Source organism: Luteibacter sp. UNCMF331Sha3.1 (assembly GCF_900109915.1).
Lineage (GTDB): Bacteria > Pseudomonadota > Gammaproteobacteria > Xanthomonadales > Rhodanobacteraceae > Luteibacter.
On record NZ_FOBU01000001.1, the window covers coordinates 1,430,411 to 1,449,549 of the forward strand.

Sequence of the window (19,139 nt, forward strand, 5' to 3'; positions counted from 1 at the left end):
TCACCGCGTGGCCGCGTGCACTGTCATGGCGAGCGCCTTCAGGGCGCTCTCCGTGCCCGGGCACGTGTCGTTGGCCAGAAGCACGAAGCCCTGCCCCGTCGCCGGATAGAGCACCACCTGGCTCGACATGCCGAACGATCCACCACCGTGCCAGAGGACGCGCTCGCCGCGGTCGAGCGATGCGTTCCAGATCATGCCGCGGCCGTCCACGGCGTCGCCGCGAAGGATCGCGTGCGCCTGCGCGATCACCGGATCGGCTTCGTCGAGGTGTCGCGCGACATAGCGGGCCATGTCGCGCGTGTCCGAGTACAGGCCCCAGCTGGGGCCGGCGTTGAGCGTGTGATACGGCGCGGGGACGCCGTTCCGGTCGTAACCCGTCGCCAGGCGGGCACGCTGGCTTTCCGCGACGGCGAACCCGGTGTCGGACATCTTGAGAGGCTGGAGGATCGCGGTGCGCAGCCATGTCTCGAAGGGCGCACCGTAGACCTGCGCGACCCCCATGGCGATGACCTTCATGGCGGCGTTGGAGTAAGCCTCCGTCGCGCCCGGAACGGTGCGAAGGCTCGCCTCGTGCAGCGCGGCCGGGAAGTCGGCGGGCGTGAAGTCGCGTTCCACCGCCAGCAGACGGGCGGGTCGGCTGGCGACGTCCGGAGCGCTCATGGCCGCGTCGGTGTCGGGGATGTCCCGGGGCATGCCGGAGGTATGGGTGGCGAGCGTTCGCAGGGTGATGGGGCGCCCGTTCTTCTGGAGATTCGGCCATGCACCGGGAAGGTAGGTGCGGAAATCCGCATCCAGCGCCATGCGCCCTTCGTGCACGGCCTTCGCGGCCAGCATGCCGGTGAAGGTCTTCGTGACGGAGGCGAGTTCGTAGAGCGTATCCGGCGTCGCCAGCTGCCGACGCCCCCTGAGCGTGCTGCCGTAATCGTAGAAGTGGGGCGATGTCGCCGCGCCATCCACCACGGCGAGGGAAAGGCCCACCCGGCAGGTGTCGGCGAAGAAGGCGGTCGCCGCGGAGCCGACCGCGTTGTCGAGTGCCGTGCGCCGCGGATTGTCCGTCGGCACCGTGGCGGCCTGGACGCTGGCCGTCGCGAGAACGAGGAGGACGAGTGCCTTGGACGCGAATCGGGCGGGAGCCATGCGAAGTCCGGTGAGAGCGGGAGCCTCGCCATGGTACCGGCTTCAGAAATTGGTAAATCTGCCGAAATCATCAGAACAGCCACATTCTGTGGTCTCGCAGGTCCGGCAGGTTCCCATGCTCGCAAGCAGCTACAGCGGCATTCTCGTCGTGTTCTCGCTCATCGTGGCGGTGCTGGCGTCGTACACGGCGCTGAACATGGCCGGACGCGTGGCGAGCACCCGTGGCCGGGCCTCGGCGCTCTGGCTGATCGGCGGCTCCGTCGCCATGGGCTTCGGCATCTGGTCGATGCATTTCGTCGGCATGCTGGCGTTCCGCCTGCCTATCGCGGTCGGCTACGACCTGGGCCTGACCACGCTTTCGCTCGTGATCGCGGTGGTGTCCTCCGCGTTCGCCCTGTGGCTGGTGTGCCTGGCCGAGCTGCCCCGGCGACGCCTCGTCGGCGGGGCGGTGCTCATGGGCGCCGGGATCGCGGCGATGCATTACACCGGCATGGCCGCGATGAAGATGCAGCCGGGCGTGATCTACGATCCCTGGCTGTTCGCCGCCTCGGTCGCCATCGCCGTGGTGGCCTCGGGCGCCGCGCTCTGGATCGCCTTCCGCCTGCGGCACGACGGCGAGCGCGTGGTGCTGGCGCGCCTCGGCGCGTCGCTCGTGATGGGCTGCGCCATCGTCGGCATGCATTACACCGGCATGGCGGCGTCCCGGTTTCCGCTGGGCAGCTGGTGCGGGGCGGCCAACTCCGGACTGGACGCCAAATGGCTGGCCGTCGTCGTGATTCTCGTCAGCCTCGCGGTGTTCGCCATCGCGCTGGTGATCGCGATGCTCGACGTGCGCGCCGACGCGCTGGCCATCTCGCTCGACCGCGCCAACAGCGAACTCGTGCAGCTGGCCCTGCACGACAACCTCACCCGCCTGCCCAACCGCGTGCTGCTCGGCGACCGCATGGACCAGGCCATCCACAAGGCATCGCGCGAGAAGAGCCGGTTCGCCGTGCTGTTCATCGACCTGGACGGCTTCAAGGCGGTCAACGACGTCTATGGCCACCACACCGGCGACCTGTTGCTGAAGCGCGTCTCCGACCGCATCCTCGCGACCACGCGCAGCGAAGACACGGTGGCGCGCCTCGGCGGCGACGAGTTCGTGGCGGTCTTCGACGTCGCGCGCCCGGAAGACGCGGCGTTGCACGCGCAGCGCCTGGTCGACACGCTGGGCGCGGCGTACGAGATCGAAGGGAACACCGTGCATGTCGCGGCGAGCATCGGCATCGCGATCTACCCCGGCAACGGGCAGACGACGCATGAGCTAATGATCAACGCGGACGCCGCGATGTACCACGCCAAGGAGCAGGGCCGTAACGGCTACTGCTTCTTCGAGAGCGCGATGAACGCCAACGTGCACCAGCAGCTACAGCTGCAGCAGGACCTCCGCCGCGCGGTCGACCGCGGCGAGTTCGTGCTGCACTACCAGCCCAAGTTCGTGTCCCCCAGCGGCCCGGTGGTCGGCGTGGAAGCGCTGCTGCGCTGGCAGAAGCCCGGTGCCGGGCTCGTGGCACCGGACGAATTCCTCGCGGTGGCGGAGCGTACCGGCCTCATCGTGCCGATCGGCAACTGGGTGATCGACGAAGCCTGCCGGCAGATGCGCGAATGGCAGCGCGAAGGTCACACGGACTGGACCGTCGCGGTCAATCTTTCCACCGTGCAGCTCACGCACGCGGGCCTCGTCGACGTGCTGGGCGAAACCCTCGCGCGCCATGCGCTGGCACCGCGTCATCTGGTGCTCGAAGTGACCGAATCCACGGCGATGCGCGATGCCGAGGCCAGCCTCGCCATCCTCAACCAGCTCGCGGCGCTGGGCGTCGGCATCTCCATCGACGATTTCGGTACCGGTTATTCGAGCCTTCTCTACCTGAAACAGTTGCCCGCGGACGAGCTGAAGATCGATCGTGGATTCGTCACCGAACTCAGTCATGGCAACGACGACGAAGCGATCGTTTCGGCGATCATCGCGCTGGGCAAGACGCTGGGCCTGAAGATCGTGGCCGAGGGCGTCGAGACGACGGAACAGCAGGAGCTGCTGACGCGGCTCGGCTGCAACGCGCTCCAGGGCTACCTGCTCGGCAGCCCCGTGCCTGCGGACCAGCTGGTCGGCAGCACGCCCGCGGTCGTCTGAATCACTTTCGCGCGCGGGGTTTCGCGCGCGCGCGTTTGCCGATCGTCGCCGGCTGCATCGGATCCTTCGGGCCGCCGCGGGACCCCGTTTCCAGGCGCTCCATCCACGAGAGCGCGTCGACGTACGTCAGAAAATGCTGGAGATAGGCCGGCGAGGCGTCGCGCATCAGCGCGATCGAGCGGTGCACCAGCGCACTGGAATTGAGAGGACCCGCGTCCTCGGCCGTGTACGCGAGTGTTTCGCGCATCTGGCTTTCGGTGCGGACGCGCGACCAGAGGGCGCGAAACGGATCGAGGAGGCCCAGCTCGGGATACGGCACGGCCGCGGCGGCATCGCGCGTCGCCGCGCGTGCGGCGAGCTCGTCGGCCAGCAGGCCGAGCGGCCCGCGCCCGGTCGCCTGCGCGGCCGGCGGCGCGTCGGCCTCGGGCGCGCGATGCTTACGGGCCATTCGCGGCCTTACCGGTGGTCGACTGCCGGGGCACGGGCGCCAGCTCGACGCGACGATTCTTCGCACGGCCGTCCTCGTCGGAATTCGCGCCCACCGGCTGCTCGGCACCGAACGCGGCGGCGAACACCGACGAGGCCGGCACGCCATCGGCGATCAGCGCGCGCGTCACCGTCAGGGCGCGCTGCGCCGAGAGTTCCCAGTTGTCGGCGAACCGCCGATTGCCGTCGTGCACCTGCTGGTCGTCGGTGAAGCCACTGACCATCAGCAGTTCGCCGCGCGATGCCAGGTACGTCGACAACGGGCCGGAAAGCGTCTTCAGCAGCTCCCGGCCCTCCGGCTGCAGCTGATCGGAATTGAGCGCGAAGAGCACGCTGCCGCGAATGCCGATGCGACCGTTGACCAGCGTGACGCGCCCCGCCGCGAGCGGCACGGCGAGCGCTTCCTCGAGCGTGGTGCGACGCTGCTCTTCGGCCTGGCGGTGCTTCACCTCTTCGTCGAGCCGCTGCGACAGCGCCAGCTGCATGCCGATCACACCGACCAGGATGAGCACGAACGCGCCCAGCAGCACGGACATCAGGTCGCCGAAGGCGGCCCAGATCGACGTGCCGGACTCGGACTCGAGTTCGAGTTCGTCGCTCATGCCGCGCCGGCTCCCGCGCGCTCGCGCTGGCTGGCGAGCCGCTGCAGGTCTTCGACGATCTGTTTCTGCGACAGCATGCTGAGGTCCACGACCTCGCGCGCCTGCGCCACGTAATACGCCAGCTGTTCGTCGCTGCGCGCCATGGACCTGTCCAGCGCGGACGACACTTCCTGGAGATGCGTCATCAGCGCGGCGTTGGACTCGCCGAACGCCGCGACCGCGCCGCCGAACGCTTCGCCGAGGCCCACGATGCCGGTCGCGCTCTCGCCGACCTGCGCCGCGACGGTTTCCAGCTTGCCCGTTTCCGCTTCGATGTGATCGGTGAAGCGCGTGCCGACGCGCTCCAGCAGACCGGCGGACTGGGCCACGAGGTCATCCACCGCCGTGCGCTGTTCCGTCGACGCGTGGTTGACGGCATCGAGCAGTGTTTCGAGCGTGGCGAGCAGGCGCGTGCGCTCTTCGAGCATCGCGGTGTCGCGCACCATGCTGTCGGACAGTTTCTGGCGAAGTTCCGCGACGACGTCGGCCGCGATCTTCGGTGCTTCAGAAGCCGCGTCGACGAGGCGCGCGATCTCGGCGATCGTTTCGCCCGCGCTGGCCCGCGTCTGTGCCGCGACGTCGTCGGCGGTGCGGGCCAGCGTGTCGCAGATCGCCTGCTGGCGCTCCGCCGTGGCGTCGGAGGTCCGCGCCCACTGCTCGCCCAGCGTCTCGCCCATACCCGCGAGCGTGTCCGACCATGCCTTCAGGCGCGCTTCGTCACCCGACGCCAGCGCCGTCTGCAGCACGCCCTGCGCGTCGCCGACCTGGCGGACGAGTGCCTCCGCGTGTTCCGCGAACGTCGATGTCGCCTGCGCCATCGCCTGCTGGTTGCGATCGGCGAGTTCGCGATTGACGGCCTGCTGCTGCGCGAGCGCCGCGCCCCAGCCCTCGGCGATGGCGGCGCCGGTGGCGTCCAGACGGCTGGCGACGCCGTCGACCAGCGTGGCGGAGCGCTGGCCGAAGGTCGCGCTGAAGCCGTCCAGCGCCAGCGAAAGCTCGCGTGCGAGCGCTTCGTTGGTGGCACGCTGCTCGGCGAGCGCGTCGGTCCAGATCGACGAGACGCGCGTCGCGGCCTGTTCGAATCCGCTGGCGAGGCCATCGAGCTGCTGGCGCACCGAGGCGTTGATGGATGCGTGCAGCGACGCGGTTTCGCGCGCCAGCGCCGCCATCGTCGTGTCGACCACGGGCTGGAACGCCGCGCCGGCCGCGCGGGCGCTCTCGACCACGCTGTCCTTGAGCGACTGCTCGACCGCGGAGGCGAGACGCTGGTGGATGGCTTCGGTTTTCGCGTGGAACGATTCCTGGCTCGCGAGCTGGCGTTCGCCGGTGGCGGCGCCCTGCCGCTCGATGGCCTCGACCATCGCCTGCAGGCGGTCGACGAGCAACGGCATCGACGCGCTCTGTTGCTGGAGCAGGCGGAAGGATTCGTCGCGCTGGTGCGAGCGCGAATGCACGCGCAGCGTGGTCGCGATGCCGGCATCCAGCTGCTGCACGACGGCGATGCGCTCGCGACGGCACAGGGCGGAAAGCAGGCCCAGCATCGCCGAACTCGCCACGCCGGCGATCGACGTGCCGAAGGCGAACCCGAGGCCCTTCACCGGCGCGGCGAGCGAACTGCGGATCGCCTGCAGGTCGGTGGCGCTCTCGAGTGCGAGGCCCGTGCCATGCAGGGTCGCCATCATGCCCAGCAGCGTGCCCAGCATGCCGAGCAGCACGAGCAGGCCGACGAGGTAAGGGGTGAGCGTCGGCAGCGGCAGCGCCACGCGCTCGCCCTCGACGCGCAGCCGCACCGCATGGCGAAGGCCGGGATGCAGTTCGCCGAGCCAGGCGGGCAGGTTCGCCGGCGCGCTCGACAGGCCGTTCACCGCGGTGCGCAGCGACGCCGTGGCCTGTCGGTAACGATGCAGTTCGACCGCGCCGGCCACGTAGCAGAGACCGATGATCGCGGCGACGGCGGCACCGAGCGGGTTGGCGCCCACGTAGCCCACGCCGACCCAGCACACGGCGAGGAGGCCGACGGCGAACACGATGAAGTAAAGGGAATTCCTGAGCATGATTTCTCGTTTAGCTGGCGGAAAGCGCCGCAAGCAGGCCTTCGACCGGTTGGAAACGCACGTCCAGTTCGGCGAGCAGGACGCTCTGCATGTCCTTGCGGAACACATCGAGCCACGCATCGTGCGTGGCCCCGGCCGGATCGTCCGGCGCACCCTCCGCCGCATGCGCGCGGCGAAGGCTTTCGAAACGGGTTTCCAGCAGCCCCGGCACGGTGGCGAGCAGACGCTGCTCGCGCGGGCTCAGGGCGAGCTCCATCGCGGCGTCCAGCTCCGCGAGGCGCCCCATCTCCGGGGACGACCGACCGAGCAGATCGCGCAGCTCGCCCCGGAGGCGACCCGTGGAGCCCTGCATCGCACGCTGCAGCGTGAGATAGCGCTGGCGGAACGGGGCGAAATCCGGCGGCGGGAGCACCCAGCCCTCGACGGGCGGCGCCACGACGGGCTCGCGTTCGGCGGAGGGCACGAGCTCGCGCGCGCTGGCGATCGTCTCCGCCAGTGCGGCCCGCACCCGGGCGCATTCGCCGGCCGGCCCCTCGTCGAAGGTCGCGACCTCGTCCACGGGCTCGGGCAGGCGCCCGTCCAGCGCCGTCGCCAGCGCGATCGCCTGCGTCCAGTTGAGCCACCCGCTCAGGCGATCCGGCAACGACTGGCTGGATTGTGAGGCATCGACGTCCGCCAGGCGCCCCAGGAGGCGGATGAACGTCGGGCCACGGACCGTGGTCCGGCGGGCTGATTCCACGAGGTGACTGGCTGAAAAACGGGCATTTTACACGGTCTGCGTGTCGGGACGGGTCTCATGGTCCCGTGCGCCGGATCGTCCGGGGCCGGAAGCGTACCGTTCGATTTGAGAACGCCGCGTGCCATGCGGAAAGCGGACGGCGCTCAGATAGTGAACCCTGTCCGTTCCCGATCCGATCGCGGGCATCCACCGAGGTCTTCTCTCGTGCCGTCCCCAACGCCCTACCGTCGCTATCTGCACCTCGGCATGACCGCCTTCGCCGCGGCCCTGTGCGTTCCGGCGTTCGCCGTGTCGCTCAGCGTGCCGCAGGTACAGGTCGGTCCGCCCGTCGACGCGATGTATCGCTGCCCTGGCGGCAAGTCGTTCCGCGTGACCTACTTCAACGGAAAGAACGGCCAGAGCTTCGCGTTGCTTCCGGTCGACGGCGTGCCGCAGCTGCTGGTGGCCACGATGTCGGCCGACGGCGTGCGCTATCAGTCCGGTTTCGTCACGTGGTGGACCAAGGGCCGCGGCGGCGATTTCTACGATGCACGCAAGGATCCGGACCGGCCCCTGCTGCGTGGATGCGTGTCGAACTGATCGCGGGGCCGGGTCGATTCGATACCGAACGGCCGGCTTGGCGCCAGCGCGCGTCGCCCGACACACGTTTCGGCAATCCCCGCGTGGCGCCGGGGTCTAGCATGGCGTGGTTCGACCCGCTCCCGCGGCAGCCGACGACACTTCCGTGCCGGTCGCCCCCCTCTATCGCGTTTCAACGAGGTGCGAACCATGAAGATCCTGATGGTCATCACATCCCACGACCAGCTCGGCGACACGGGCAAGAAGACCGGTTTCTGGCTCGAGGAATTCGCGGCGCCTTACTACGTGTTTCAGGAGGCCGGCATCGATCTGGTGCTGTCTTCGCCCAAGGGCGGCCTGCCGCCCTTCGATCCCAAGAGCGACGATCCGGAATTCCAGACGGAGCTCACCGCGCGTTACAAGAAGGACAAGGAAGCGCAGGACCGCCTTTCGAAGACGGTGAAGCTTTCGGAGGTATCGCACGATGGCTTCGACGCGGTTTTCTATCCGGGCGGTCATGGTCCGATGTGGGATCTCGCGGAAGATCCCGATTCGATCAAGCTGATCGAGTCGTTCTACGCGGCCGGCAAGCACATCGCCTTCGTCTGCCACGCACCGGGCGTGCTGCGCCACGTGAAGGCACCCGATGGCGGCTGGCTCGTCAAAGGAAAGAAGGTGACCGGCTTCACCAACACCGAAGAGGAAGCCGTGCAACTGACGCATGTCGTGCCCTTTCTTGTCGAGGATTCGCTCAAGCAGAACGGCGGCATCTTCTCGAAGACGGACGACTGGAAGATCTACGTGCTCATGGATGGCCTGCTCCTGACGGGGCAGAACCCGGCGTCGTCCGGGCCGGCCGCGACGGTGTTGCTCGCGCAACTCCGGTCCCGGTGACTCGCCATGGCCGACGAACGGAAAGTCGCCATCGTCACGGGTGCGTCGCAGGGTATCGGCGCGGGCATCGTCGAAGCGTTTCGCGACCTCGGTTACGCCGTGGTCGCCAACTCGCGGAACATCCGCCCATCGCAGGATGAGGGCATCGCGACCGTGGCGGGAAGCATCGCCGACCGCAACGTCGCCGCGAGCATCGCGACCACGGCGGTCGAGCGCTTCGGACGCATCGACACGCTGGTGAACAACGCCGGCATCTTCATCGCGAAGCCGTTCGTGGAGTTCACCGAAGAGGACTTCCGCAACGCGATCGATACCAACGTGGCCGGTTTTTTTCACATCACGCAGTTCGTGGCGACGCAGATGCTTCGACAGGGCTTCGGCCATATCGTGCAGATGACCACCACGCTCGTCGACCAGCCGCAGGCGGGCGTGCCCGGCAGCCTCGCCGCACTCACGAAGGGTGGGCTCGATGCGATCACGCGCTCGCTGGCGATCGAGTACGCGACGGCGGGCATACGCGTGAACGCCGTGGCGCCGGGCATCATCCGCACGCCGATGCACGCGGGCGATCCCCTCGACGAACTCGCGAAACTGCATCCGGTCGGGCGACTCGGCGAAGTCGAGGACATCGTCGACGCGGTGCTTTACCTCGAACGATCCACGTTCGTCACCGGCGAAACATTGCATGTCGACGGCGGCCAGCACGCCGGTCGATGGTAAGGAGCCCACCATGCCGATCGTTACGATCCAGGTCACGCGCGAAGGCACCTCGCCCGGCGCCACGTCGACCACACCCGAGCAGAAAGCCGCGCTGATCGCAGGCGTCAGCCAGCTGTTGCTCGAGGTGATGGGCAAGCCGCTGGACAGCACCTTCGTCGTCATCGAGGAAGTCGATCTCGACAGCTGGGGCTGGAAGGGGGTGCCGGTGGCGGAGCTGAGACGACGGTCGTCTCAGGAATAGAGGCGAGCGCCTTGGTGGGAGCCAGCCTGCTGGCGAAGGGTGCTCGCGGCAAGCACCCTTCGCCAGCAGCCTGGCCCCCACCGAAACGATAGCCCGTTGAATCTCAGAGCTTCGCCGATTCGCGCCAGAGATCGGTGCCGCCGTCGGTCGCGTAGCGATCGATCTCGGCGAGTTCTTCCGGGCTGAAGTGCAGGCCACGCAACGCGCCGAGCGAATCGTCGAGCTGCGCGACGGTGCGCGCACCGATCAGTGCCGACGTCACGCGCGGATCGCGCAGAACCCAGGCGATCGCCATCTGCGCGAGCGTCTGACCGCGACGCTGCGCGATGGCGTCGAGCGCACGGATGCGTTCGAGATTCGCCTCGTTGAGCTGACCCTTGCCGAGGGAACCGTCGCGCGTCGCGCGCGCATCGTCGGGCACGCCGTTGAGATACTTCGACGTCAGGAGGCCCTGCGCCAGCGGGGAGAACGCGATGCAACCGGTCCCGAGACCGCCGAGCGTGTCGAGCAGGCCATCCTCGATCCAGCGGTTGAACATCGAGTAGTTCGGCTGATGGATGAACAGCGGCACGCGTTCCTCCGCCAGGATCGCCGCGGCCTTGCGCGTCAGTTCCGGCGAGTAGCTCGAAATGCCGACGTACAACGCCTTGCCCTGGCGATGGAGGTGCGCGAGGGCGCCCATCGTTTCTTCCAGCGGCGTGTCGGGGTCCACACGGTGCGAATAGAAGATGTCGACATAGTCGAGACCCATGCGCTTCAGCGACTGGTCGAGGCTGGCGATGAGGTACTTCCGGCTGCCGCCGATGCCGCCATAGGGGCCGGGCCACATGTCCCAGCCCGCTTTCGTGGAGACGATCAGTTCGTCGCGGTAGGGCGCGAAGTCGCTCGCCATCACGCGGCCGAAGTTTTCTTCGGCCGAACCGTACGGCGGCCCGTAGTTGTTGGCGAGGTCGAAGTGGGTGATGCCGCGATCGAAGGCACGGCGCAGGATCGCGCGCCCGGTCTCGAACACGTCGGCCCCACCGAAGTTCTGCCAGAGTCCCAGCGAGATCGCCGGCAGGTCGATGCCGCTGCGGCCGCAGCGGCGATAAGGCATGAGGTTGTCGTAGCGATCCGGGGCAGCTTGATAGGACACGAAGGACTCCAGGGGACGGGGGGAGGGTCGGTCTTCCATGGTACGTGAGCCGGATACGAGGGTATATTCGGCTCACAGCATGAGCCGAATAGATGGGATAATCGGCGAACACCGCGACAAGGCGAGGCATGAGCGACCCTATCTGGACCCGGGAACAGCCCGCCTCGCTTCGCCCGACCACGTTCGCCTCGGCGCTGCGCCTGTGGATCGGCATGCTGCTGTGCGGGTTGGCTGTGCTGCTGGCCTCCGTGCTGATCGGCGGCGCCGATTCGTCGGTGCACGACTCCTGGCGCGCGCTCGTGTCGTCGACGGGGACGCCGATGGATACCATCGTGTGGCAATTGCGCGTGCCGCGCGCCGTCGCGGCCTACGGCGTGGGCGGACTGCTCGCCGTCTCCGGCTGCCTGATGCAGATCCTCGTGCGCAATCCGCTGGCCGATCCCTACACGCTCGGACTATCGGGCGGTGCCGCCGTGGGCGCGCTGGGCATGATGCTCGCAGGCGCCGGCGCGCTGGCTACCGCACTGGGCGCGGCCACGGGTGCGCTGTTCGCGTGCGTGGCCGTGTTCGTGCTCGCCCATCGCGACCTGCTCGCACGCACCCGCGCGGCGCAGCGCGAGGATTCCACCGATCTGATCCTGATCGGCGTCATGCTGGCGGCCGGCCTCGGCGCGATCGTCAGCATGATGCTGGTGCTCGCGCCGGACAGGAACCTCCGCGGCATGCTGTTCTGGATGATGGGCGACCTCAGCGGTGTGGCGAACTGGTCGTTGCCGGCGATCACCCTGCTCGCCTGCGTGCTGCTGGTGGTGCCGATGGGACGCCAGCTCAACCTCCTGATGCGCGGCGAGGAGTCCGCGAGCGCGCTCGGCGTGCGACCGAACGTCGTCAAGTCCACGATCTTCGCCATCGCGTCCATCGCGACCGCCGTGGCCGTGACGAGCGCGGGGACCGTCGGCTTCGTCGGCCTCGTGGTACCCCATGCGCTGCGACGTGTCGTCGGCAACGATCAGCGCGTGCTGCTTCCCGCGTGCGCGATCGGCGGCGGCATCGTGGTGACCATCGCCGACACGATCTCGCGCGTCGTCGCGGATCCGATCCAGCTTCCCGTCGGTGCCGTGATGGCGGTCATCGGCGTGCCGACCTTCATGTTCCTCCTGGTGCGGCGTCGATGAGCGCCGGCCTGGTCACCGAGGCGCTCAGTCTGTCGGTGCGCGGCCGTCTGCTCGTGCGCTCGCTCGGCCTGCGCGTCATGCCCGGCGATGTCTGGTGCGTGCTGGGGCCGAATGGCGCGGGCAAATCCACGTTGCTGCGGACATTGGCGGGGCTGCGCGATCCCGATGGCGGCCGCGTGCTTCTCGACGGACGGGACGTCGGCGACTACCGTCCGATCGAACTGGCGCGTCGCCGTGGGTTCCTGCCGCAGAGCATCGTGGATGCCTTCAGCCTCACGGTGATGGACGCGGTCATGTCCGCACGTCATCCCAGCCTGCCGTTCTGGGCGTGGGGCGAGACCGATACGAGCCACGCGCAAACCGCGTTGCAGACGTTCGAGCTGGACGAACTGGCGGGGCGCGACGTCACCACGCTGTCCGGCGGCGAGCGCCAGCGCGTGAACATCGCCACCCTGTTCACGCAGGACGTGGACGTGCTGCTGCTGGACGAACCACTATCGTCGCTCGATCTGCACCACCAGATGAAGACGCTGCATGAACTCATGCGCGTGGCGATGGATGCCGGCAAGTCGGTCGTCTACACCGTGCACGACATCAACCTCGCCTTCCAGCACGCGACGCATGCCGTGCTGCTCGACGGCAAGGGCGGCGCGCTCGCCGGCCCGAAGGACGATGTCGTCACCAGCGAACACCTGAGCGCCGCTTTCCACCATCCGATCCACGGCGTGATGCTGGACGACGAACTGTTCTTCCGCGCCGGCCGCCTCAACGGGACATCTCCATGATCCGCTCGCTCGCCCTGCTCGCGCTGTTCGTCGCGGCGCCCGTCGTCGCATCGGTGTCCGTGGTCGACGACGCGGGGCGAACCGTGACGCTACCCGCACCGGCGCACCGCATCGTCAGCCTCGCGCCCAACGTCACCGATGCCCTGTTCGCCGCCGGCGCCGGCGCCTATGTCGTCGGCACGTCGCGCTTCACCGAGTATCCGGAGGCCGCGCGAAAGGTGCCGGTCGTCGGCGACGCCACGATGATCGACCTCGAACGCATCGTCGCGCTGAAACCGGACATCGTGATCGTATGGAAAAGCGGCAACGCCGCCTCGCAGGTCGAGAAGATCGTGCGCCTCGGCATCCCGGTGTTCTACGCGGAGACCACGCGCCTCGCCGACGTCGCGGCAGCGACGCGCCGCTTCGGCGTCCTCGCCGGCACGTCCGACGCGGCCATGAAGTCCGCGCAGGCGTTCGACCAGTCGCTCGCCGACCTGCGCACGACATACGCCGGAAAGAAGCGGCTCAAGGTGTTCTACCAGATCTGGGACCGCCCCCTCATGACCATCGGCCGCGCGCAGATCATCGACGACGCGATCGCCCTGTGCGGCGGCACCAACGTCTTCGCCGATCTCACGCAGGCGGCCCCGACGGTGAGCCGCGAGGCCGTACTGGCGCGCGACCCGGACGTGATCCTCAGCGGCGGCGCGACCGGCGAGGCACTGGACGGCTGGAAGACGTCCGGTTTCCTCACCGCCGTGAAGCACGGCAACGTTTTTTCCATCGATGCGCCGACGCTGGCCCTGCCCTCGCCGTCGATACTGCCGGGGGTGGCGACGCTGTGCCACGCGCTCGACGACGCGCGGCGTCGCAGCGCGGGATGACCCCGGCCAACATGGGCCCGCTTCTTGCGTTCTTCGTCACATAGCGGCCGCTTACACTGGGCCCGATACCTCCCGGACCTTCGATGGCATGACGACCGTCCCCACGCCCCCCGCCGCCGGTACCGATCCGCTTGCCTGGCTCGATGGCACTGGCGAGACCGGGCGGCTGATCCGCTCGATGGACTGGACGCCGAGCGGCCTCGGCCCCGTGGAGACGTGGCCGCCGAGCCTGCGCGCGGTGACGGGCATGCTGCTGCTGTCGCCAGTGCCGATCGTGCTGCTCTGGGGCGAGCCCGGCATCATGATCTACAACGATGCCTATTCGGTATTTGCCGGCAACCGGCATCCGGCGCTGCTGGGTTCGGAGGTGCGCAAGGGTTGGGCGGAGGTCGCCGATTTCAACGACAACGTGATGCGCGTCGGACTTGCGGGCGGCACGCTCGCCTACAAGGATCAGGAGCTCTCGCTCATCCGGCACGGCAAACCGGAGCCTGTGTGGATGGACCTCGATTACTCGCCCGTGCCGGGTGAGGATGGCAAGCCAGGCGGGGTGATCGCGATCGTCGTCGAAACGACCGAGCGCGTCCTCGCCGAACGACGCGCGCGGGAAACCGAGCGACGATTCCGCGAGGAACTGGAAGCGCAGGTGCGCGACCGCACCGACGCGCTGGCGCGGAGCGAAGCCAACAGCCGCAAGGCCGAGCAGGCGCTGATGCAGATGCAGAAGATGGAGGCGCTCGGCAACCTCACGGGCGGCATCGCGCACGACTTCAACAACCTGCTGATGGCCGTGCACGGCAGCCTCGAACTGCTGCGCGAGCGACTGCCGGACGATCCGTTGCTGCGGCGCCTCGTCGACAACGCGCTTGCCGGCGCGCAGCGCGGCAGCACGCTGACTCGGCGGATGCTCGCGTTCGCGCGACGCCAGGACCTGAAGACGGAGCGCATCGACCTGCACGCCCTGATCGACGGCATGCGTGAGCTGATGCAGCGATCGCTCGGCGGGACGATCGTGGTGGAGACACGTTTCGCCGCGGATCTTCCGCCCATCGAAGCCGATGCGAACCAGCTCGAGTCGGCGCTGCTCAACCTGGCCGTGAACGCGCGCGATGCGATGGACGGCGTGGGCACCATCGTCATCGCGACGAGCGAAACATGGGTGAAGGATTCGGATGGCCCCGTCCTGCCAGGACACTACGTCCGCCTCTCGCTCTCGGATACCGGATCGGGCATGGACGATGCGACACTCAAGCGCGCCACCGAGCCCTTCTTCACGACCAAGGGCGTGGGCAAGGGAACCGGCCTTGGCCTGTCGATGGTGCACGGCCTGGCGGAGCAGCTCGGTGGCGCCCTGCGGATGACCAGTCGCGAGGATGTCGGCACCACCGCCGAAATCTGGCTTCCCGCCGCGCAGGCCTCCTTGGCCGCACCGCCGCCGGCACCCGTCGCGGCGACGAGCGTCCGTCGCTGCGTTCCCGCACAGACCGCCACCATCCTCACGGTGGACGACGACGACCTCGTCCGCATGACGACCGTCGAGATGCTCGAGGACCTCGGTTACTCGGTCACCGCGGCACGCTCGGGCGCCGAAGCCCTGAAGCTGCTGGAGGAAGGGTGCGTCGACCTCGTGATCACCGACCACGCGATGCCCCAGATGACCGGCGCACAGCTCGCGGCCACGCTGCACGAGCGGTATCCCACGTTACCCGTGATCATGGCGACCGGTTACGCGGACCTGCCCGCGGGCCAGCCACTCGGCCTGCCCCGACTGGCCAAGCCGTACTCGCAACAGTCGCTGGCGGACATCGTGGCGCGCACCATGCCCCGGCCGGAACAGCCAGGCACCTGATTCCGGCGTGATGATATGATGCCCGTCCGATCCCTTCCGCACGAGGTATTCGTCCGATGCGCAAGTAATGCCCTCACCCCTTTTGGGTGACTCGACTCTCCCGCCCGCGGGAGCCGATGGCATTGCCTGGATTCGCATATGACGACGACGTACCTGACGCTCGATGGCGTCTCTTTCGTTCTGCCGGACGGCAGGACCCTCTTCTCCGACATCACCGCCTCGTTCGACGAGCGCCGCACCGGCCTCGTTGGTCGCAACGGCGTGGGCAAGAGCGTGCTCGCGCGCATCCTCGCCGGCGGTCTCGCGCCCGGCGGCGGACGCTGCGCGCGGTTCGGCCGCGTGTACTACATCGCCCAGCGCGTAGCCGACGACGCGCGCGAGTCCGTGGCCGCGCTGGCGGGCGTGGGCGACGCGATGGCCGCTCTGGCGCGCATCGAGGCCGGCAGCAGCGATCCGGCCGATTTCGACGCGGTGGGCGATCGCTGGGACGTCCGCGAACGTCTTCGCGATGCGCTCGATCGCGCGGGACTCGCCCATGTCGGGACCGACGACTCGGCAGGCACGCTCAGCGGCGGCGAGGCGATGGCGGTCGCCCTGCTGGGCGCGCGACTCGACGCTGCGGATTACCTCATTCTCGACGAACCGAGCAATCACCTCGATGGCGCGGCCCGCGACGCGCTGCTCGCATGGATCCGCGCATGGAAGGGCGGCATGCTCGTCGTCAGCCATGATCGACGCCTGCTCGGCGCGATGGAGCGCATCGTGGAACTCACGCCGTCGGGTCTGCGCCACTACGGTGGCGACTACGATTTCTACGTGCAGGCGCGCCGCGAGGAGCGCGAGGCGTCGTTGCGCGCGCTCGACGCAAGAAGGGCGGAACGCCGGCGCGGCGAAGCGGCGTTGCGCGAACAACAGGAGAAGCTGGCCCGACGCCAGTCGCGTGGGCAGCGCGATGCCCGCGGCGCGAATCAGGCACCGATCCTGCTCGGCGGACAAAAGAGCCGCAGCGAAGCCGCCGCGGGCAAGCTGCGACGTCAGCAGGACGCGCTGCGCGACGATCTCTCGCAGCGTGTCGCGGAGGCCGCGCGCCGTGTCGACGACGACGCGTCCGTGGCGGTGCTCGCTCCGGCCGTCGCGCAGGCTTCGCGTCGACGCGTCGCCCTGCTCGAAGACGTCGTGCTTCCCTTCGTCGGCGATGCCATGGCACCGATCGCGATGACCCTGATGGGCGGGCAGCGGGTCGGCGTGACCGGTCCGAACGGAAGCGGCAAGTCGACGCTCCTGCGCGTGCTCGCGGGTCGGCTCGCGCCGGTGGCCGGGCGTTGCGACGTGTCCGTGCAAACGGCGTGGCTCGACCAGCGCCTGTCGACGCTCGACCCGTCACGACCGTTGATCGAGCAGATGCGCGAAGCGAATCCGGCGACGGGCGACGACCTGCTGCGCCTGCGCCTGGCGCTGCTCGGTATCGACGCCGATCGGGTCTCGGTCGCCGTCGGGCACCTGAGTGGCGGCGAACGCCTGAAAGCGGCACTCGCGCACGCACTGGTCGCCGAGCCACCACCGCAACTCCTGCTCCTCGACGAACCGGGCAACCATCTCGACCTGGCCTCGCTGGAAGCGCTCGAAGCGATGCTGCTCGACTACGACGGCGCGCTCGTCGTGGTGTCGCACGACGAGACGTTCCTCGATCGCCTGGGGCTCACGCATCGTCTCGCGGCCGGCCAGGGCCGCTGGACGATGCAACCGGTCTGACGCCGTTATTTCGTCTCCGCCTTGGGCGGAAGGCGGTAGCGCTGGTGGCCGTAGGCCCAGCTCGGCCACAGCGCATGCGCCAGCGCGGTCTTTTCCAGCGTCGCATCCACGGCTTCCGGATCCAGCTTCTCGCCCTGCACGCCGTAGTGGTACTGCGTGGCGGGCTGGTTCGGGCGCAGCACCACCAGCGTATCGTTCTTCAGATACCCGTAGTTGTCGCCGTACTGCATGATCGCGCGGTCGGGATAGCGTTGCGTGAGGTCGGCGCCGAGCATGGGATGCTCGCTGCTGATGCCGATCAACGACAGCAACGTCGGTGCGAGATCGATCTGGCTGACGATGTGGTCGTCCTTCTTCACCGGCACGCCGGCACCGATGATCAGCGCCGGAATGTGGAAATGGCGCACCGGCACGAGGCTCGCGCCGAACACGCGGGCGTCGTGGTCGGCCACCACCAGGAACACCGTGTGGTTCCAGTACGGTGCCTGTTTCGCCTTCTCGAAGAAACGACCGATCGACCAGTCCGCGTAGCGCACCGCGTTGGCGTTGCTCGCCGCCTCGCCTTCCGGCTGGATGCGCCCTGCCGGGTATTCCCACGGCGTGTGGTTGGACACGGAGAAGGCCACGGTGAGCGCGGGCTTGTCGCCATCGTCGAGCAGGCGCTGATGCAGCTCGTTGAACATGTCCTCGTCCGACGCGCCCCACGAACCGACGAACGACGGCCGGGTCTTGAACGTCGCGCGGTCGACCACTTCGTTGAAGCCGTTACCGAAGAAGAACGAACGCATGTTGTCGAAGTGCGCTTCGCCGCCGTACAGGAAGCGCGTGTGATACCCGAAGGTGTCGAGCAGCGCGCCGAGCGTGAAGAAGTCGCGCTGGCTGCGCGGCAGTTTCAGCACCGCCTCGGCAGGCGTCGGCAGGAAGCCCGTGGTGACCGCTTCGAGCCCGCGCGCGCTGCGCGTGCCCGTGGCGTAGGTGCGCTCGAGCCACCAGCCCTCGTTCGCGAGCTTGTCGAGCTCCGGCGTGTAGCCGGCGCCGCCCAGGCTGCCGACGAACTGCGCGCCGAGGCTTTCCTCGAGGATGATGACGAGGTTGAGCGGCTTGCCGTCCTGTCGCGTCGCCTGCTGGCGATGCAGGCTGGGGTAGGTCGGATCGATCGGCGCGCCTTCGAAACCGGCGGTGGCGCGGACGATCGACTGCATTTCCTCCTCGGGCATCTTGCCGTACACGGCGGACGCGGAGCGTTCGTTGCCCAGCGCGATGGCCGCGTTGAGCACGTTGTAGAGCGAGTTCAACGGCAGCGTGTTGACCATGGCATCGCTGGTGAAGGCGACCTGCGACGCGTTCAGCGGCCGATGCTGCAGCGTGCCGCGTCCGGCGAGGAAGGCCACGGCGAAGATGACGACGGTAGCGATCGGGCGCAGCCATCCGCGCATCGGTACCGGATCGGGACGACGGGTGGGCAACAGCCGGAAGCCGATCCATCCGAGCAACAGGAACACGACGAGGCCGGCACCGACGGACAGCTTATAGCCGTGCCACAGCATCGCCGCGACTTCGTTCGGGCTGGTGAGGTATTCGAACCACAGGCGGTTGGGGCGCGTGTCGTACTCTACGATGAACTGCGGCGTGGACACCTCGAGCAGCACGAACGCGAGCCACCAGAAGCGCAGCCACCAGGCCGTGATCCGCGTGGGCCATTCGCGATGGCCGAGCCAGGGCGAAAGCAGCGCGGGCCAGGCCACGATCATCGCCACGAGCGAGAGGTCAATGCGCCAGCCACCCAGGAGGATCGGCCAGATGCCGCCGGCATCGTGGACACGGGTCCCTTGCCATAGCGACAGGCCGACGCGCGAGAGCGTCAGGAAGACGAGGGCGGCGACGATGAAACGCCAGGAAAGCTTGCGCACGAGAGGGGTCCTGGTGGAGCGCGGCAC

16 protein-coding genes and 1 pseudogene are annotated in these 19,139 nt (G+C 68.4%); 10 read left to right on the forward strand and 7 right to left on the reverse strand.

Annotated features, from left to right (window positions below):
- Complete coding sequence (locus BMX32_RS06380) at positions 1-1,137, reverse strand: serine hydrolase domain-containing protein (protein ID WP_089975781.1); 1,137 nt, start codon at positions 1,135-1,137, stop codon at positions 1-3.
- A gap of 115 nt (positions 1,138-1,252) precedes the next feature.
- Between BMX32_RS06380 and BMX32_RS06385 the strand changes: the two genes are divergently transcribed.
- Positions 1,253-3,307 carry a putative bifunctional diguanylate cyclase/phosphodiesterase gene (locus BMX32_RS06385; RefSeq protein ID WP_089975784.1) on the forward strand — a complete coding sequence of 685 codons (2,055 nt, stop codon included), beginning with the start codon at positions 1,253-1,255 and terminating at the stop codon, positions 3,305-3,307.
- A gap of 82 nt (positions 3,308-3,389) precedes the next feature.
- On the opposite strand, the pseudogene BMX32_RS06390 reads toward BMX32_RS06385, so the two are convergent.
- The 4 genes and pseudogenes from BMX32_RS06390 to BMX32_RS06405 form a co-directional block, all read right to left on the reverse strand.
- Positions 3,390-3,713: pseudogene (locus tag BMX32_RS06390) on the reverse strand (DUF2894 domain-containing protein); the annotation flags it as partial.
- A gap of 31 nt (positions 3,714-3,744) precedes the next feature.
- Entirely contained in the window at positions 3,745-4,395 is a 651-nt protein-coding gene (locus tag BMX32_RS06395; RefSeq protein ID WP_089975790.1) for an OmpA family protein, read from the reverse strand.
- A complete protein-coding gene (locus BMX32_RS06400) occupies positions 4,392-6,488 on the reverse strand; it encodes a DUF802 domain-containing protein (RefSeq protein ID WP_089975793.1) in 2,097 nt (698 codons plus the stop codon). Before BMX32_RS06400 ends, BMX32_RS06395 begins: the two co-directional genes overlap by 4 nt.
- 10 nt (positions 6,489-6,498) lie before the next feature.
- Positions 6,499-7,227: a DUF3348 domain-containing protein gene (locus BMX32_RS06405; protein WP_089975796.1), complete on the reverse strand. Its 729-nt coding sequence runs from the start codon at positions 7,225-7,227 to the stop codon at positions 6,499-6,501.
- A gap of 204 nt (positions 7,228-7,431) precedes the next feature.
- Here BMX32_RS06405 and BMX32_RS06410 point away from each other — a divergent pair, with 204 nt between their 5' ends.
- The 4 genes from BMX32_RS06410 to BMX32_RS06425 all read left to right on the forward strand — a co-directional run bounded on the left by BMX32_RS06410 (position 7,432) and on the right by BMX32_RS06425 (position 9,640).
- Positions 7,432-7,806: an MliC family protein gene (locus BMX32_RS06410; protein ID WP_211664176.1), complete on the forward strand. Its 375-nt coding sequence runs from the start codon at positions 7,432-7,434 to the stop codon at positions 7,804-7,806.
- Between the two features lie 189 nt (positions 7,807-7,995).
- A complete protein-coding gene (locus tag BMX32_RS06415; protein ID WP_089975799.1) occupies positions 7,996-8,679 on the forward strand; it encodes a type 1 glutamine amidotransferase domain-containing protein in 684 nt (227 codons plus the stop codon).
- 6 nt (positions 8,680-8,685) lie between these two features.
- On the forward strand, positions 8,686-9,399 hold the full coding sequence (locus BMX32_RS06420; protein WP_089975801.1) for an SDR family NAD(P)-dependent oxidoreductase: 714 nt from the start codon (positions 8,686-8,688) through the stop codon (positions 9,397-9,399).
- 10 nt (positions 9,400-9,409) lie between these two features.
- Positions 9,410-9,640: a tautomerase family protein gene (locus BMX32_RS06425; protein WP_089977042.1), complete on the forward strand. Its 231-nt coding sequence runs from the start codon at positions 9,410-9,412 to the stop codon at positions 9,638-9,640.
- A gap of 103 nt (positions 9,641-9,743) precedes the next feature.
- Here the strand turns inward: BMX32_RS06425 and mgrA are convergent, their stop codons facing one another.
- Positions 9,744-10,775, reverse strand: coding sequence for an L-glyceraldehyde 3-phosphate reductase (gene mgrA, locus BMX32_RS06430; RefSeq protein WP_170843574.1), 1,032 nt, complete (start codon positions 10,773-10,775; stop codon positions 9,744-9,746).
- A 128-nt stretch (positions 10,776-10,903) separates the two neighbouring features.
- On the opposite strand from mgrA, the gene BMX32_RS06435 reads away from it, so the two are divergent.
- The 5 genes from BMX32_RS06435 (at position 10,904) to BMX32_RS06455 (ending at position 17,202) form a co-directional block, all read left to right on the forward strand.
- Positions 10,904-11,950, forward strand: a complete 1,047-nt coding sequence (locus tag BMX32_RS06435; protein ID WP_089975809.1) for a FecCD family ABC transporter permease — start codon at positions 10,904-10,906, stop codon at positions 11,948-11,950.
- The gene (locus tag BMX32_RS06440) at positions 11,947-12,735 is read left to right on the forward strand and encodes an ABC transporter ATP-binding protein (protein WP_089975812.1); all 789 of its coding nucleotides are present in this window, start codon (positions 11,947-11,949) and stop codon (positions 12,733-12,735) included. The genes BMX32_RS06435 and BMX32_RS06440 overlap by 4 nt, the downstream gene beginning before the upstream one ends.
- Positions 12,732-13,601 (forward strand): cobalamin-binding protein, encoded by an 870-nt coding sequence (locus tag BMX32_RS06445; protein ID WP_089975815.1) that lies wholly within the window; start codon positions 12,732-12,734, stop codon positions 13,599-13,601. The genes BMX32_RS06440 and BMX32_RS06445 overlap by 4 nt, the downstream gene beginning before the upstream one ends.
- Before the next feature lie 88 nt (positions 13,602-13,689).
- Positions 13,690-15,450, forward strand: coding sequence for a response regulator (locus BMX32_RS06450; RefSeq protein WP_089975818.1), 1,761 nt, complete (start codon positions 13,690-13,692; stop codon positions 15,448-15,450).
- 138 nt (positions 15,451-15,588) lie between these two features.
- The gene (locus tag BMX32_RS06455) at positions 15,589-17,202 is read left to right on the forward strand and encodes an ATP-binding cassette domain-containing protein (RefSeq protein WP_089975823.1); all 1,614 of its coding nucleotides are present in this window, start codon (positions 15,589-15,591) and stop codon (positions 17,200-17,202) included.
- Positions 17,203-17,207: 5 nt separating this feature from the next.
- Here BMX32_RS06455 and BMX32_RS06460 read toward each other — a convergent pair whose 3' ends face one another.
- Positions 17,208-19,112 (reverse strand): LTA synthase family protein, encoded by a 1,905-nt coding sequence (locus tag BMX32_RS06460; RefSeq protein ID WP_244511436.1) that lies wholly within the window; start codon positions 19,110-19,112, stop codon positions 17,208-17,210.
- Between the last annotated feature and the right edge of the window lie 27 nt (positions 19,113-19,139).

Coding starts and splice junctions, on each gene's coding strand:
- BMX32_RS06380 (WP_089975781.1), bottom strand. CDS start 1,137: ATGGCTCCCGCCCGATTCGCGTCCAAGGCACTCGTCCTCCTCGTTCTC.
- BMX32_RS06385 (WP_089975784.1), top strand. CDS start 1,253: ATGCTCGCAAGCAGCTACAGCGGCATTCTCGTCGTGTTCTCGCTCATC.
- BMX32_RS06395 (WP_089975790.1), bottom strand. CDS start 4,395: ATGAGCGACGAACTCGAACTCGAGTCCGAGTCCGGCACGTCGATCTGG.
- BMX32_RS06400 (WP_089975793.1), bottom strand. CDS start 6,488: ATGCTCAGGAATTCCCTTTACTTCATCGTGTTCGCCGTCGGCCTCCTC.
- BMX32_RS06415 (WP_089975799.1), top strand. CDS start 7,996: ATGAAGATCCTGATGGTCATCACATCCCACGACCAGCTCGGCGACACG.
- BMX32_RS06420 (WP_089975801.1), top strand. CDS start 8,686: ATGGCCGACGAACGGAAAGTCGCCATCGTCACGGGTGCGTCGCAGGGT.
- BMX32_RS06425 (WP_089977042.1), top strand. CDS start 9,410: ATGCCGATCGTTACGATCCAGGTCACGCGCGAAGGCACCTCGCCCGGC.
- BMX32_RS06435 (WP_089975809.1), top strand. CDS start 10,904: ATGAGCGACCCTATCTGGACCCGGGAACAGCCCGCCTCGCTTCGCCCG.
- BMX32_RS06440 (WP_089975812.1), top strand. CDS start 11,947: ATGAGCGCCGGCCTGGTCACCGAGGCGCTCAGTCTGTCGGTGCGCGGC.
- BMX32_RS06445 (WP_089975815.1), top strand. CDS start 12,732: ATGATCCGCTCGCTCGCCCTGCTCGCGCTGTTCGTCGCGGCGCCCGTC.
- BMX32_RS06450 (WP_089975818.1), top strand. CDS start 13,690: ATGACGACCGTCCCCACGCCCCCCGCCGCCGGTACCGATCCGCTTGCC.
- BMX32_RS06455 (WP_089975823.1), top strand. CDS start 15,589: ATGACGACGACGTACCTGACGCTCGATGGCGTCTCTTTCGTTCTGCCG.